Annotated in this window: 16 protein-coding genes and 1 pseudogene; 5 read left to right on the forward strand and 12 right to left on the reverse strand. The window is 60.2% G+C overall.

The genetic code is table 11. The annotated features are described in order from the left end of the window. Positions 1-113 precede the first annotated feature (113 nt). Together NFL01S_RS29245 and NFL01S_RS35820 are read left to right on the forward strand one after the other, a co-directional pair. A complete protein-coding gene (locus NFL01S_RS29245; protein ID WP_281181551.1) occupies positions 114-1,658 on the forward strand; it encodes an amidohydrolase in 1,545 nt (514 codons plus the stop codon). 230 nt (positions 1,659-1,888) lie between these two features. Continuing rightward, complete coding sequence (locus tag NFL01S_RS35820; RefSeq protein WP_157117060.1) at positions 1,889-2,062, forward strand: hypothetical protein; 174 nt, start codon at positions 1,889-1,891, stop codon at positions 2,060-2,062. Positions 2,063-2,152: 90 nt separating this feature from the next. Here the strand turns inward: NFL01S_RS35820 and NFL01S_RS29250 are convergent, their stop codons facing one another. The 6 genes from NFL01S_RS29250 to NFL01S_RS29265 all read right to left on the reverse strand — a co-directional run bounded on the left by NFL01S_RS29250 (position 2,153) and on the right by NFL01S_RS29265 (position 5,889). Further along, positions 2,153-2,641, reverse strand: a complete 489-nt coding sequence (locus tag NFL01S_RS29250) for a MarR family winged helix-turn-helix transcriptional regulator (RefSeq protein WP_062979520.1) — start codon at positions 2,639-2,641, stop codon at positions 2,153-2,155. Continuing rightward, complete coding sequence (locus NFL01S_RS29255; RefSeq protein ID WP_062979521.1) at positions 2,628-3,371, reverse strand: alpha/beta fold hydrolase; 744 nt, start codon at positions 3,369-3,371, stop codon at positions 2,628-2,630. The genes NFL01S_RS29250 and NFL01S_RS29255 overlap by 14 nt, the downstream gene beginning before the upstream one ends. A gap of 94 nt (positions 3,372-3,465) precedes the next feature. Further along, on the reverse strand, positions 3,466-4,257 hold the full coding sequence (locus tag NFL01S_RS29260) for an ESX secretion-associated protein EspG (protein WP_062979563.1): 792 nt from the start codon (positions 4,255-4,257) through the stop codon (positions 3,466-3,468). A gap of 10 nt (positions 4,258-4,267) precedes the next feature. Continuing rightward, entirely contained in the window at positions 4,268-5,203 is a 936-nt protein-coding gene (locus NFL01S_RS34890) for a PPE domain-containing protein (protein WP_084493351.1), read from the reverse strand. Positions 5,204-5,215: 12 nt separating this feature from the next. After that, positions 5,216-5,518, reverse strand: coding sequence for a PE family protein (locus tag NFL01S_RS37710; protein WP_084493352.1), 303 nt, complete (start codon positions 5,516-5,518; stop codon positions 5,216-5,218). After that, complete coding sequence (locus NFL01S_RS29265; protein ID WP_245670939.1) at positions 5,509-5,889, reverse strand: YbaB/EbfC family nucleoid-associated protein; 381 nt, start codon at positions 5,887-5,889, stop codon at positions 5,509-5,511. The genes NFL01S_RS37710 and NFL01S_RS29265 overlap by 10 nt, the downstream gene beginning before the upstream one ends. A gap of 558 nt (positions 5,890-6,447) precedes the next feature. On the opposite strand from NFL01S_RS29265, the gene NFL01S_RS34905 reads away from it, so the two are divergent. Then, positions 6,448-7,098: a hypothetical protein gene (locus tag NFL01S_RS34905; RefSeq protein ID WP_157117062.1), complete on the forward strand. Its 651-nt coding sequence runs from the start codon at positions 6,448-6,450 to the stop codon at positions 7,096-7,098. Here the strand turns inward: NFL01S_RS34905 and NFL01S_RS29270 are convergent. The 6 genes from NFL01S_RS29270 to NFL01S_RS29295 form a co-directional block, all read right to left on the reverse strand. Further along, on the reverse strand, positions 7,062-8,096 hold the full coding sequence (locus NFL01S_RS29270; protein ID WP_084493355.1) for a GlxA family transcriptional regulator: 1,035 nt from the start codon (positions 8,094-8,096) through the stop codon (positions 7,062-7,064). The two genes, NFL01S_RS34905 and NFL01S_RS29270, sit on opposite strands and share 37 nt — an antisense overlap. A 738-nt stretch (positions 8,097-8,834) precedes the next feature. Beyond that, complete coding sequence (locus NFL01S_RS29275) at positions 8,835-9,746, reverse strand: alpha/beta hydrolase (RefSeq protein ID WP_062979523.1); 912 nt, start codon at positions 9,744-9,746, stop codon at positions 8,835-8,837. A gap of 23 nt (positions 9,747-9,769) precedes the next feature. Continuing rightward, on the reverse strand, positions 9,770-10,483 hold the full coding sequence (locus tag NFL01S_RS34910; RefSeq protein WP_084493356.1) for an SDR family oxidoreductase: 714 nt from the start codon (positions 10,481-10,483) through the stop codon (positions 9,770-9,772). A gap of 28 nt (positions 10,484-10,511) precedes the next feature. Continuing rightward, complete coding sequence (locus tag NFL01S_RS29285; RefSeq protein WP_063916084.1) at positions 10,512-12,062, reverse strand: class I adenylate-forming enzyme family protein; 1,551 nt, start codon at positions 12,060-12,062, stop codon at positions 10,512-10,514. Beyond that, a complete protein-coding gene (locus NFL01S_RS29290; protein ID WP_062979526.1) occupies positions 12,062-13,288 on the reverse strand; it encodes a thiolase family protein in 1,227 nt (408 codons plus the stop codon). Before NFL01S_RS29290 ends, NFL01S_RS29285 begins: the two co-directional genes overlap by 1 nt. Next, entirely contained in the window at positions 13,285-14,139 is an 855-nt protein-coding gene (locus tag NFL01S_RS29295; RefSeq protein ID WP_062979527.1) for an SDR family NAD(P)-dependent oxidoreductase, read from the reverse strand. The genes NFL01S_RS29290 and NFL01S_RS29295 overlap by 4 nt, the downstream gene beginning before the upstream one ends. 82 nt (positions 14,140-14,221) lie before the next feature. On the opposite strand from NFL01S_RS29295, the pseudogene NFL01S_RS37715 reads away from it, so the two are divergent. Both NFL01S_RS37715 and NFL01S_RS29300 read left to right on the forward strand, forming a co-directional pair. Continuing rightward, positions 14,222-14,410: pseudogene (locus NFL01S_RS37715) on the forward strand (helix-turn-helix domain-containing protein); the annotation flags it as partial. Positions 14,411-14,416: 6 nt separating this feature from the next. Further along, on the forward strand, positions 14,417-14,881 hold the full coding sequence (locus NFL01S_RS29300; protein ID WP_062979528.1) for a TetR-like C-terminal domain-containing protein: 465 nt from the start codon (positions 14,417-14,419) through the stop codon (positions 14,879-14,881). Positions 14,882-15,006: the final 125 nt, after the last annotated feature.

Raw genomic sequence — 15,006 nt, forward strand, 5'->3', positions numbered from 1 at the left:
AGAGCCTGCACGAGTGGGCGGACCGGGTCGGTCCACTCGCTGGTCTGCCGGACGTCTCAGCGCCTCTGGATGACCAGTAGGTCCAGGATTGGCTGACCGAGCACGACGAGCAGATACGAGGTTGGCGTCGCCATATTCACCATCATCCGGAAGCTGCCGGTAACGAATACCACACCGCGCAATACGTGTTCGACGTACTACGGGAGGCGGGGCTGAACCCGGAACTGGTACTCGACGGGCGGGGTGTGGTATGTGATTTCGGCCCGGACAACGGACAGCGCGTCGCACTACGGGCGGATATGGATGCACTGGAGATGCCCGTCGGTGGCCGAGAGAAGGTCATACACGCGTGCGGTCACGACGCTCATACGGCCATGGTGCTGGCCGCCGGGCAGGCACTGGCATCGAATCCGGACAGGCTGGGAGAGGTGGGAATCGGGGTGCGGCTGGTTTTTCAACCCGCAGAAGAGGCAGCCGAAGGCGCCGAGGAAATGGTGCAAGCCGGCCTGCTGGACGGGATCGTCAGGGCATTCGCGTTGCATTGCGATCCACGGCTGGCAGTGGGCGAGTTCGGTGTGGTGGTCGGCCCGATGAATGCCTCTGCGGACAAGCTGACCATCGACTTCGGTGGTGAGCCGACGGGGTATTCCGCGGTGGACGCCTCCACGGACAAGCTCGCGGTCGACTTCAATGGTCCGGGTGGGCATACAGTACACCCGGAGGAGACTGCGGATCTGATCCGCGCGATGAGTGAGTTTACGGCCACTCTGCAGATCTTGCTGACCGGGCACATCGGTGCGGACGGCACGATCGAGGCGGCATTCGGGCAGTTCCGGGCCGGCGAGAAAATGAATGCGATTCCCGATTCCGGTCGGGTTGAGGGAATGATTCGCCGCGCAGTGATCAAATATCCGATTGTTCACAATCTTCTGCAGCAACGTCTGCAGGAATTGAAGCAACGTTTCGATGGGCTGACATACACGCTGGATCATGAGCCTGATGCCGACCCGGCGGACCCGAGTGGGCCCGTGGGACGCCCGGATGGGTCAGTGGACCTGATCCATGCAATCGGTGAGTTCACCCGTGATCTGGACGACGCACTCACCGAAAGGTTCGAATCCGGAAAAATCGTCACGGTATTCGGCAAGGCCGAAGCCGGTTACGACATCAATGCGAGCCATGGCGCCGGAACTCTCACCGGGACAATCCGGCGCGCCGGCGTCGATAAGCAGGAAGTCGAGCAATTCCTCAACCAACGACTCACCGAGCTGAAAGAACGGTTCCCCGGACTGAAAACCCAACTACACCATGACGAGTTGGTGCCCACGGTCGTCAACGACCCCGAATCTATTGTACTGTTCATGAAGGCCATCGCCTCCCTCGGGCCGGGCGCTGCGACAGCAATTCAGATGTCCATGGGTGGTGATGATTTCGCACATTTCCTGAATCACACAGAGAAAAGCGGCGCTTACGTCAACGTTGGCATATGGTCCGGTGAAGGCGACAAGTACAGCCTGCACCAACCGCCACTCGGACTCGACGAACACGCACTCGACGAACGCGCACTCGCCTACGGCGCGCGAGCTCTCGCCGGCACAGTACTCGCCAGCGGCGCAGCAGCGACTACATCCACTTTCCCGAGTTCCGACCGCATCTGATGTACCCGCGGGTTCCGCAGAGTCGGGATGGCGGACTCCTCGGTCACGATCCTGTCGAAGGAGTTGTGTTCTTGCCGGCACTGGTCAGCAGCCGGGCCCGCTCCGCGCCGAGCACGCGGTCACAACCACGAGGGCCGCCGAAGACTGTCTGTCCAGTGGGCTTATGGTCTGCTCTGGATGCCCGAGTCGGTGATAGCTCCTACGATACACATCGAATCATTCTGGGGAGAATGCAAATCAACCTACTGAGCCGGAAACGATGGAGCACCCGGATCGGGTTGACCAGTGCGATCTTGAAGTGGCCGGATATGTTCCATATCCGGCCACTCCATCACTCGACTCCGAGTATGGAACCGCCGATCGAGCACGGGATGATGCAACCGACCATCCAACCCGTGGCCTGAAGTCCAACGACACGACTCCAACAAGCCTGGGTACATCAAAGCCTCTGGACATGCCGGAGGATTCAACAAGCGGAATTCATCTCGGGCTGATCACGCCCCGTGATTGCCTGTCCCGTCCGGCCGGCTTATTTGTGCGCGCAGTGAAAGAGCCTGGGCCCCGGCGGTATCGCCGAGGAACGCCCATAGGAACCCAGTGATGTCGTCGGTGGAGAACAACTCGGCGGCACGATCTATGTTTCGGTAGAGTTCGGCTTCGATCTCACCGACTTTGCCGGCCAGGTCCGCGCCGGTCGGAGTCAACGTCAGTTCGATATGACGGCGGTCGTGGGCCGAAGGTTGTCGTTGGACTATTCCGGCGGTGACCAGGCGTTCGATCAGCCGGCTCGGGTTGGTGCCGCTTTCGCAGATCAACAACTCGCCGATTCCGTTGAGAGACAGTGGTTGCCGTTCGAGGAGGACCCGCACCACCTCGGCCTGCGACGGGGTCAGGCCGAGTGGGCGCAGGGCTTGGGCGAGTAGCCGGTTGCCTTCGCGTTGAGCTGCCAGGATCAGGTAGCGCAGTTCCTCAGCGCGGCGCACGGTGTACCTCCGGGAGTTTTTCTGTCAAGAAGTTGTCGACGGCACGTGCGTAAGCCTGCGGGTGGGTGAACCGGAACATATGCCCGGTGCGGGGTAGTACTGTCTCCGTCGAGTCGGCTATACCTTCCCGTAGCACGGTCGCTGCATTTTCACCGATGAGTACATCATGGCCGGGGGTCAGGACGAGGGTGGGTACCTGGATAGCGGCCAATGCCGGTGTGTAGTCGGCGGTCAGGGCGGCGACTACACGAGTGCCGAAGGAATGAGCCGGAGTGTTGTCCAGGAACAGTTGTCGACTGTCGGCCTCGGACCACGCCACTTCGCCTTCGTCGTCGAAGGGTGAGGCCAATCGGTGTGCGTGGGCACGGAGGACCAACTGGCGATAGAGCGGGCCGCGGGCCTTTCCCATCAACCGCATACCGGCTCGCCAGAGTGGGGATGAGATGGGGTCGGCAGCGAAGCCCCCTGAAAGTACGAGGGCCCGGAGGCCGGTGGGCCGGCGGGTGGCTACCGCCAGTGCGATATTGGCCCCGAAGGAATCGCCGACCAATGCGTAGTCGGTGAGGTCGGCGGTGTGGGCGGCGACCGCATCGGCGTAAGCCTCGATATTGTCGATTCCTTCCGGGAGGCGCATCGTGCGCATCGGAAAGTCCGACAGTGGTCCGAGTTGATCGAGATCCCAGGGTGCGCCGGAGAAGCAAGGAATGAAGACCAAAGTTGTTGTGTGCATGGAGGCTATGTTACACGACATACATGTCGTGTAACATAGTGATGTGTGGCACACCTCTGGCGGTTGTGTGGGTGACGTAGCGAGTAGCGTTCTGTTAGCTGTCCCAGCCGTGCCCGGGTAGCAGTTCGATCATGGCGGCTATGGAATGCACGATCCGGTGATCGGATCCTGCCGTGAAAGTCGACCACATCCGTCCGTCCGACGATAAGGAAGGACCGGCCACAATACGTCCTTGCGCGCTGTCATGGACGACAACAGCCCCGGGTGCGCGGTATGTGACGCCGTCGGCATAGGCATATCCCACGATCTCCGCACGGGCGAGACACCTGGCCAACGCCACGCCGAACTCGACTGCGGTCCGTTCGTCGAGTCCGGACCTACGGAGAGCCTGGGTATAGTCGCCCGATCCGCCCCCCGCGCGATCGAGATGGTCCTCGAGGTCCTCCGTGGGCAGGCTGAAGCTCGATACCCGAGCGGGCGGTCGTGAGCCCAGGGCATGGAGCAACGGTCGCACGAGGTCCGCAATATCAGAACCAGACCAAAAGGTGGCAATTTCGAAGGTATCGCCGGCCCTCGCGGCGTACGCGTGCTGGTCACCCCTGCGTGCCACACACACCCGCTGTATGCCAGACGCGGTGTACTGCCGTGCCGCTATCTCTCGGTCGGGCAACGCCAGGATGTGCAGGGCCGCAGCCAGACCGGGCGCTACGTCACCAAAACTATCGATGAGTTCAGACGCGCGCAAAGCCGCAGTCGTTTGTTGCTGCGCTGCCCTCCACGACGCGACTGAATCATGCCGTGGGCCGACATCGAGAACAAGGGGAAGCGTCTGTATACCTAAGAGCTCGGACAGGACGGCTATAGCATCGACGGTCAGGGTCACCATGGCCGGCAGATCATGCCGTAGATGTATGCGGGCTGTGTTCACTGGCGCCGAGCACCGGGGGCGCCGCTTCGGTGTCGAGTTCCGTCGCTACAGCACCAGCCGACGCGATGACCCGGCTGGTGTGCGTGCGCTCGCTTGTTCCGGTTGCCGTCGCCGCCGAACTGAGAGGTACAGGCCCGGTGCTCATTTGCTCGGTTGGGGTAGCCGATGCTGTGGCCGCTCCGGTGATCGTCGATGGTTGGTTGACCACCTTGCCGGAGTGTTCAGAGACCCCCTGCAATGCCCGCAGGCTGCCCACACCGGGTGCCGGGATCGGGCGAATAGTATGGGAGCTCTGGACGGCTGTTACCGATGATGAGGCAGGCTCGTCGTTCAGTATATTGGTCGGGACAAGTCGGGGTGGGGCGCTTTGAGGCCACGGTGTGGCCAAACGGGCGGTCGCCGATTCGTAACTGTGCATAACGCGTGCCGCGGTGGATGCGGTCGTTCTCAGTTCTGCCTCGATCTGCGCCGCTCCGGCAGACAACGCCGCTCCCAACGCTGCATCCACCATCTCCATGGTATTTTTGAGGGATTCCAATGCTGTGATATCCGCTCCGTGTGGCATCACCGACCGGGCAGTTTCGTGTGCGGTGGCCTGGGCAGCGCAACACACTGAATTCGTACTCGCGTTCTCTGCTGCGTCGACGAGCCAATCCCGGAGGACGGTGAAGCTTTCGACCAGCGGACCACTTACGGTGGAGTCCCAATGGTCGCGAAGACGGGCGACTATCCCCTCGTATTCGAACGCGGCCGCGGCGAAGCTCGCGGCAATTTCGGCCCAAGCGATACCGGCCTCGATCATCGGCGCAGCGCCGGGGCCGGCACCGAGGTCATGTGAAAGTTGTTCCGTGGACCGGGCTGCCCAGATCACGCCCGTGAAACCTGTTTCGATAGGCTCGGCCATCAGTGTTCCGCACTAACGCGCTGACTCAAGAACGATTGCATTACTGTCGTCCATCTCGACCAACTGTGACGTGTGGGTACGCAGAACTGAAGCCACTGCGCGTACTTCCTGGATTCCCAGGTCAACTGCTTCACGGTAGGCTGTCGCAACATGGCACAGCGTTGTTGCGGCACGAACTGATACCTCATCCCGTCCTGCAGGCGGAACAGTGAGAACTGTTTGTCTGGCAGTCATATCGACTTCGAGACGATGGGCGAGTGCGTCGAGTTCGGCCGCGCACCGGAGTGTCCCCTCGGGATCGAATCTCATAGCCATTTCCTGTCTTGGTCGGGCATCACGGCAGTAGGTCGCTGATCGGCTGGGCCCTGGCGATCAGCGGGGACGTCGAGGCTCGACTCCGAGTGGGTCAACGCGTGCAGGTACGTCGTCACCAACGCGCCTCGCCGAGCGATAGCGAGATGTGCTGCACGTCGGGCGGTGGTGACAACGGCGCTTTCGAATTCGTTTGTCGACATTGTCAGTATCGCTTCCGACAGGGTCAGGTCCTGTAAAGTGCCGTTGCCATCGACTTCGGCGATAACGGCACCATCGGCGGACGCCTCTCGCACGCGAATGGCCGTGATCTGTTCGGAGAGGTCTCGAACGGTATGTAGCTGTTGCCATACCAGCGCTTCCAACGCATCCATTGCAGTGCTCATGACGGTGTCAGCCAACTCCGGGGTTCATAGTCGTATAGTGATTCTTCGACGAGTTCCTGATGTGCGATGTCAGCCGTCATCGGCAGGCCGGTCCACTCGAGAGCTTCGCGGCCGAGTCCGGCGGCTTCCAGCTCCGCACGGTGCGCGAGTCCGGCACGGTTGGCGGACTGCTGACACAACCGGAGAATCTCACGCGCTAGTTCCGCTGGAGGGCGACAAATTTCGTAGCATTCGACGGTGAGCCGGATCGGTAGACCTTCCTCGGTGGTCTCGACCGCAATTGAGCCGTTTCTTGATACTGCTGATCCCACAGTGTCCACTTGCCTTCATTGAATGTAATGGTTGTCCCTCGCGTCCATGGCAGGGTGTCGGGTGGTGAGAGTCGCATTGTTGAACCTCGCTGATGCAAGTCTCTCGACTTCGCGTGCCGCAGACAAGGACAGGTTTGTGTCAGAGTCGGTCACCACCAGCTCTCCTGTCGTCCATGGTCCATATCTCCGGATACGGTGACCGGAATCAGGATCGTCCACGAGATCGGATTTTGCGTTGAATGAGTCCGGACGTGCCAGCGGACAACTACAAAAACCGCTGCTCGAAGTAACTCTGAAAGCCACGGTTGTTCCTATGCCGAAATGGGTGGTCTGGTGTGCGTGGGGAGCGTTCGCTGCGGCCCTTCCGTCCATCGTCTGGAGGCTCATGCTCGCTGCGGGAAACTCGCTCGGGACGCCTGCGTCCTGGCGGTCGGCGCAGGACATCCCAGGGGCCGGCGCATGGTACCTTCTCGTGCTGTCGGCACTGCAACTGGCCGCAGCCGCATGTTCCTTTGCTCTCGTGCTGGATATTCAGAGATTCACGCCAAAATGGGTGCCGACCCGAGCATATGTTGCAGGGCAGGTGATCGCCGGGATTGCCGGCATCGCAGGTGCGCTGGCGCTCACAGTGATCATCGGGATGTCTGTCGTCGCATGGGATAAGGTCGACCCATTTTCCGGCCAGGCGTACGACCTCTGGGCTTGGCTGTGCTTCAGTTGCTATCTGAGCACTGTGTTCTGGCCGCTGTTCCTAGGGGCTGCCACCGTCGGATGCCTGCGCAACGCCTGCCGTCGGCGCAAGGCATGGCGCCGACGATATGACAATCAGCTTATTTCGGCAACCGGCATTCACTGCGAAATGAGTGCGGGCCGGACCCAGCGTTGACCGCTGCGTGGTATTGCGCGCTCCGTGGGCGCGAATTCTTCCCGGTACGCGGCTGGCGCCAAGCCGAAGTGTCGCTTGAATACCCGATGCAGGGTTTCGATCGAGCCGAACCCGGCCGAACGGGCAACCGATCGCAAGCCGGTTGCGGTATGTAGCAATAGCTGGGCTGCCACATCTACGCGGACGTCTTCCACGAATTGCGCAGGTGATACGCCAGAGTTTTCGCGAAAGACTCGTGTGAAGTGCCGGGGGCTCAAACCGACCCGTGTGGCGAGGGCGTGGACGGACAGATTTTCAGAAGGGTTGCCACGGATCCATTCCTGGAGGTCCTGGATTCGCGCGTCGGTTGCTTTCGAAGGCTCCAGGTACTTGCTTCGCTGAGATTGTATCTCGGAGCGGCGAATCGACATCACTAGTGCACGTGCCACTCTGCGGGCGAGCTCGGAGCCGTAGTCGTCGGCCACCAATGCAAGACAGAGGTCGATCGCCGCCGTTCCTCCTGCAGAAGTCCAGATACTTCCGTCGCGGACGAAGATGCCCTCAGGATCGACTGTGATCTCGGGATACTCCGCGGCGAGTTGAGGGGCGGTTGTCCAATGGGTCGTAGCTCGGCGACCGGTGAGTATCCCGGCAGCGGCGAGCAGGTGAGTCCCTGTGCAGACCGAAACGACGCGGGGTAGGTGCTCGGCAGTGTCGGCGAGCCAATCTATGAGGTCGTCATCGGTGATCGCTGTCGGCGTCTCGGTGCGCAGGGATATTCCGCCTGTGACAACGAGTGTATCGATCGGCTTGCTGAGACTGCCCCAGGAATTATCGGTGACCACAACTGATCCTCCGGCGCAGTGAACGGCCCCTTGCTGGGCGCCGACTATCGCAATCTCGTACCCGTCGTTGTCGGTGTCGAGCAACCGATCGGCGGTGGTGAATACTTGAATCGGGCCGAAGATATCCAAAGGTTCCACACCTTCGAAAACGGCAATTGTTATGAGTTTTGACACGACGCCATCCTTTGGGACTTGAATGGTGTGCCCGGAGCGAATCAGCGGGGACTGTATCCGGTGACACCGTCGGTTCGGAGACTTGCATTGTGGAAGTCCGGGGATGGGAGTGAGTTTAGCATGCGGTAGCTACTTACGCGTAGCTAATCGCTGGTATTTTGATATCGTTCGCAACGCCACCGCTATTCGCCGATGTGGTCGGGGTGATTCGCTTTCGTCATCGACGCCTCCGTCGTCGGGTCCCAAGGTGCCCGACCTCGATGGCGATGACCACACCGCTGGTGCCGAATGTGATCGAGCCCGTGATCCGGACCCGTGCACGTGATAGATGATCGCCAAGAATACGTAGGTGTGAAGAATCTCGGTATAGCTCAATCGCGCTGACCGGGCCTCGCAGCGGCCGGAATCCAGTAGTCGGTCGGCGCAGTCGATCATTGTATGACTGTCGGTCTCATGCTGCCGGATCAACGCCTTGCCGAAACAATGAACGATCTCTGCTGGACCGATAAATCACGCCGTGGGGCTGTGGCGGAGCGTTGAGGTCGTCACCGGTGAATAGGTAGACCGGATCGAACAACAGCTCTCCGGACATACCGAGACGATTCACTGACGCCGATCGGTATGACCAAGTGCGGCTGGAGTATCACGTTGCGAGCGGTTCCTGGACGCGGCGGATGTAGTTTCTTCGCTGTGCGCTGGCGTGGAAGCGTGGTGGCGTCGAACCAAAACCACGACGAGTCAGGCCGGCTGTGTTTCGATCAAATGCTCCGTGAAGAAGTCGACGGCGGCTGAGGAACACAGATCGAATTCCTCATGGTATGGCGCGTAGTGGTCGCCAGGTATGAGCACCAGCTGTTTCGGTTGCCGGGCACTTTCAAACGCCTCCAACGCAAGGTTTGTGGGAGTAAGCATATCGTGTTCGGCCACTATCATCAGAAGGGGTGTCGGACTGATGCGTGGAACCGAAGCTGCGACGTCGTAGTCGAGTGCCCAGCCAAGTGAACGAAGGGTGATTTCGTTACTCCAGTCCGGCGACCGGCCAGTATTCGGGCTATGGTTCAGGTACCAGTGCGTACGCGCGCCGGGTAGGGCGTGCGGCTGATCTGGATCTGCGCTGGAAACGGGGATCTTCAAAGGCTCCGCACCATCGAATCGTGCACGTTGTTCGGCAATGAGTTGCTGCTGAAGCGCGACCAGATCCTCCGTGGACAATAGCGTCGCGAAATTCTGGTAACCGCGAATCATCGGAACCTGCGAAACCACGCAGCGCACGCGTTGGTCCGCCGCTGCCACCTGGAGCACGTGGGCGCCGGCGAAGCTGGTGCCCCAGAGCCCAATTCGCTTCTCATCCACTCGAGGTACGGTCTCGGCGAACGTGATGGCCGCACGCATATCACGTGCCTGGGCCACAGGGTCGACATCGCGTCGTGGCAATCCTCCACTCGACCCCCAGCAGCGGTGGTCGTATAGAACAACTGCGAAACCCGCAGCGCAGAACGCCTCGGCGACATGTTCGAGAAGTTCTTTGACCCCGGTTATGCCGTGCGCCATAATAATTGTCGGGCGAGGTCCGGAATAGTGATCGGGTTCGAATAGCCAGCCGCGTAACTCTGTGCCGTCATCGGCCAAGAACTCAATATCTGTGAGCAATTCTGCAACCTTTCTCGTGTCGATTATACGAGCAGATGACCGCCGTCGATGTGTAAAGTTGTACCGGTGACGTACCGGTTACGCATCAGGAAAAGTGCGGCATCCGCTATTTCATCCGGCGTTCCGATTCGTCCCGCTGGAAGCTTTTCCGTGAAATGCCGGACAACTGCCTCTCTTTCGTCTCCGAGAACATGATCGAGCAGCGGAGTATCGACCAGACCTGGGCACAACGTGTTCACCCGACGTGGAGCAAGTTCTACCGCAAGAGCTCGAGCGAAGGCTTCGACGGCTCCTACTGATGCGGCGCCGACCGCCTCGCCGGGTAGTCCACGCCATGCCGCGATACCGGACATCAGTGTGATGGACCCGTGCTCGGGAAGTCTGGAGGCCGCGTGTTTGGCGACGAAGAACGACCCCCATACTCGACTGTCGAAATTACATTGCACATCATCTTTGCGTAGGCCAGATACCGGTCCCACGCCGACCTCGGCCGCCGTCACCACCACGTGGTCGATGGGGTCGGACTCCTCGAAGAGTCGTTCGACCTGCCTCTCGTCGCGCATATCGCAGACCTGGAAGCGGCTTCCGGGGATATCCGAGGCTGCGCGCTCGAGTCGAAGCTCGTTACGACTGGCAATTGTGACCTCGGCACCGGATTTTCGAGCTTCCCGCGCAATCGCGTGACCTATTCCGGAACTTCCACCGAGCACAACAACACGTTGACCTGAAAGGTCCATTTTATCTCCTTGGTTTTTCAGCGCGAGATCAGATTTCCCGGTGTTGTTTGCCGTGCTGGAATTGCTGACGGATATCCCGCTTCAGGATCTTACCGACGGGACTGCGAGGTAGTTCGGTCCAAAATTCCACTGTCTTCGGAGTCTTGACCGATCCGAGTTCCCGGCGGCATCGCTCCTGGATCTCTTCAGGTGATATCGCCGCACCCGGCTTCGTCTCGATGATTGCCGTTACTGCCTCGCCCCATTTGGGGTCCGGCACACCGATTACAGTACAGTCTGCGACACCCGGGTGAGCATGAATAACCTGCTCTACTTCGGATGGGAATACATTGAACCCACCACTGATGATCATGTCACGTTTTCGATCGATAATATAGACGAAACCTTCTTCGTCCCGGTAGCCGATGTCGTTTGTGTGATACCAGCCGAATCGCATCGCCTCTTCGGTAGCAGTGGCGTTGTTGTGATAACCTGCCATGACCACCGATCCTTTGATTACGATTTCTCCCGAGGTGTGGGCAGGGAGCAATTTTCCCGCTTCATCCATGATCTCCACGGATGTTGCGATAGTCGGTCGTCCAGCACTGAATAACCGATGTTCGTACTGAGGTGAGTCGAATGCGAGTGCATGATCTTCGGGTGTGAGGTGCGCGCACACGATCGGTGCCTCCGTGAGCCCATAGAGTTGTGTAACCACCGGGCCGAAGACGGAGACAGCTTCTCGCAGCCGCTCCACCGATGCTGGAGCGCCACCATAGACGAGGTAACGCAACGACGAGACGTCAGCACGTCTTTGCCGCTGTTCATCGATCAGCATGTACAGCAGTGTCGGAGGTACGAACAGTTGAGTTACACGGTAACGCTCTATGTTCTCCAATATGCTGACAGCGTCAGGAGCGCTGACCACGACCTCGGCGCCGAGTGGCAGGAGCGGAAAAGTCATCATACCGGCACCATGAGTCATCGGAGCCGCGACCAGATTGACCGGACGGTGGTCGGCTGGGTAGGGAAGACAAGCGTTGAACGTGGTCACAATGGTTTCGAAATTGCGCTCGGTGAGGACGACACCTTTGGGGCGACCGGTTGTTCCCCCCGTCCCTGGCAATGCCACCGTGGCGGCCGGGTCCTCGGGAAGGGGGGCGACGAGGGTATCCCGCGGAGCCAGCCACCGGTCGGGCAGACTCGGATCGGGGCCGCCGAACTGGACCACTGCTATTCCGTCCACACAGTCGGCCACCTTACGGGCGTGTTCGGCCAGCGAGTAGTGTGCGATGATCATCGTGCAACCCGTAAGTTGTATGAGGTGCGCGTGTTCGGATACCGTACCCCGGGCATTGACTGGAACCCACGCCGCGCCCGATCGCATGGTTCCGAGCACGGCGGCGAACGCTAGCGGTTCATTCGGGCTCAGGACGGCGACAGCAGCACCGGGCCCGATTCCTCGGTTTTGAAGTGCCCCCGCAATCCGGTGGGTGAGTTCGGCCATCTCCGCGTAAGAAAGGACGACATCTGCTGCCCGCATGCACACAGCGTTGCCGAAAAGTCTTACTCCTCGGTCGAAAAAGTCGATCGGTCGCATCAGCGCTCCAAAATCAGAATGGACGCAACAGCTTCTTCGAATCCGATGAAACCGCCGCCGTTCTCGACCAGTCCGCGGCTCGCGCCCTCGACCTGCCGAGTTTCGGCCTCACCTCTGAGCTGAGTAACGATCTCATGGACTTGACCTAAGCCGGTCGCTGCTATGGGATGGCCTTTGCACTCCAGTCCGCCGGAAGGGTTCACCGGAATACGTCCCCCGATCGCGGTGTCGCCGCTACGTGCCAACTCCGCACCCATACCGAAGTCGCACAGTCCCAGATTCTCACACTGCCAGATTTCGGCAAAGGACGTCGCATCATGCACTTCCGCGACATCGATATCGTGCGGGCCGATCCCCGCTTCATCATAGGCGCGGCGTGCTGTACGGGACACGAGATGATTTGTGAAGTCATCTACGTTTCGATCCGTCCCCGTCCCGAGTGCGGAGGCAGCGATACGTACAGCGCGGCCGCGGGAGAACCGGTTCAGCGATTCTTCTCGGCACACGATGGCTGCAGCGGCGCCGTCGGCCAGAGGAGCACACATGGGGACAGTCAGTGGCCAGGTGACCATACGCGAGGCAAGGACCTCGGCGGCCGTCATCGGGCTCCGGAACTGAGCCCCCGGGTTCCCTGCGGCGTGTGTGCGATTCTTCTCCGTGACAACCGCCAGATCGTAGGTTGTGGTACCGAACCGCGCCATGTGGTCCTTGATGAGCGCAGCGTAAACATCCATGAAAAGGCTTTTGCCATTGAGGTCGTGATACTGGGTCGGAACTTTCACACTCGTGCCGAGAGTCCGTAGCCGCGCCATCGTGACCTCAGCGGCAGTCACATCCCAGCCACCTGCGAATATCTCGAAGCTGCGAGAGCGATCCGGATCGGACATCTTCTCGACGCCTACGGCAAGCGCAACATCGGCCATTCCTGCCCTGACCGCCGCTATCGCAGAGGTCAGGGCGGTCGAACCGCCGGCACATGCATTCTCCACATTTGTCACCGGCACCCCCTGGATACCCATGGCCCGCAAGGCGACCTGTCCTCGCACCGCGTGTTGCCCCTCCAAGACTCCTTGACCACTGTTCGCGAAGAACACAGAGTCGATAGCTCCTGGACTCACGCCTGCATCTGAGCACGCTGCTGTGATCGCTGCCGCGGTCAGGCCCTTGACTGTTGATGCGACGTCGTAGCGAAATGGCGTCATACCGACGCCCACAATGAAACTCATGGAATCGATGACGTCTGTATGGGCGAGGCCGATGGCACAGATGTCAAACCGCCATCAACCATGATGGTTTCACCCGTTATGTACGAACTCTGGGTGGACAGCAAAAAGATCACCGTGGCGGCAACTTCGGCAGCCGTTCCCGGTCGTCCGAGGGGTAACGGCACCTCATTGGGGGCGGTGCCGTGTGCATCGAAAGCGAAACGCCCCAGTGGGGTGTCGATGACGCCGGGCGCGACGGCGTTGGCCCTGATCCCGAGAGGTGATCCTTCCCAGGCAACTTGACGAAGCAAACCGGTGAGTCCAGCCTTGGAAGCGTCGTATGCCGGGAAAAACGAACCCGCCGCTACTGCAGCCGTCGACGATATGAAAACCAGGCTGCCGCCGCGAGGCAGGATACCGAGTGCTGCTTTGGCGGTGAGAAAATGCGCGCGGAGGTTGACTTCGAGCGTCTCATCCCACTGTTCGACGCTTGTTCTCGCCAGTCCGAATCCCGCACCGATCCCGACATTCACGACTATTCCGTCGATGCCCCCCAGAGTCTCGGCTGCTTGGTCGAGTACTTTCGCGGGTGCATCGGGGGAGCGCAGATCCGCCGTCAACGCAATAGCCGTTCCGCCGTACCCCTCAACTGTCCGGGCTGTTCCTCGTGCTGCCTCTTCTCTGACATCCACGCAGGCAACGGTTGCTCCGGCCTGGGCGGCCCCGATCGAGATCGCCCGGCCGTTGCCGACTGGGGCATCCGCATCCGCCGATGGCCTGGTGCCGGCCCCGAGGACAATGACTCTTCTTCCGGACAGTTGCGGCCCGTATGGCCACTCCCCATATGCGGGGCCAGTTGAGAGGGCATTCATGATGCCTCCATTTCGTTGAGGCGATGTGAACTGTACGGTACAGTACTAGTAGTAGGTCGAACTGTACCGTACAGTTTTTTATGTGTCCAGAGAACTGTCACCCAGAACCCGATCCGCGGGCAACGCTCGGACGGAACGAGCCCGCCGAGCAGCCCTCGACGCCACCCTCGACATAGTCGCGGAGGTTGGCTTTCGTGGACTCACGACGGACGCCGTCGCTTCCCGTGCGAGTATCAGCAAGGCAACCATGTATCGACTCTGGCGTTCGAAGGAACACTTGGCCGTCGATGCGATCGCAGAACTGGTCAGCGAGATTCGCATACCCGACACAGGCGACTTCGGAGATGATCTGTACGAACTCTTACGCGAAGCTGTCCACCTCTACTCGGATTCTCGCCCGGCGCGACTCATCCCTGAGATCGTCTCCGAGATGGCTCGGCACGAGGAACTCGCTGTCAGCTTCCGCGATGGCTGGTTACGACAGCGCCGCTCGGCCCTCACGCAGGTACTGACCCGTGCGCGAGAACGTGGTGAACTACGCAACGACTTGGATACCGAGGTTTGCCTCGATTTGATCGGAGGCGTGATCTACTATCGCTTTTTGATCACCGGCGGGGTATTGGACGATCAGTTCGCCAAGTGTGCAAGCCAGGCCCTCCTTGGAGGGCTTGCCTCTCCCGCCCTCCAAATGACTGCCGAATCAGACGGTGTGGCATCTCGGCTGGGCGAAGCTCAGCAGTAACCGTCTCAGCAATAACTTATCGTCATGTCGGTCCGATCAGCGGCAGAATAAGGTATTTCTGGGTAGGTCGATGAAGCGGTCCGATACTCGGAATGCGTGCTCGCCCGGTCCAACTCGGTGACCTG

Origin of the sequence: Nocardia flavorosea NBRC 108225 (assembly GCF_001613385.1) — a bacterium.
In the GTDB taxonomy this organism is placed as follows: domain Bacteria; phylum Actinomycetota; class Actinomycetes; order Mycobacteriales; family Mycobacteriaceae; genus Nocardia; species Nocardia flavorosea.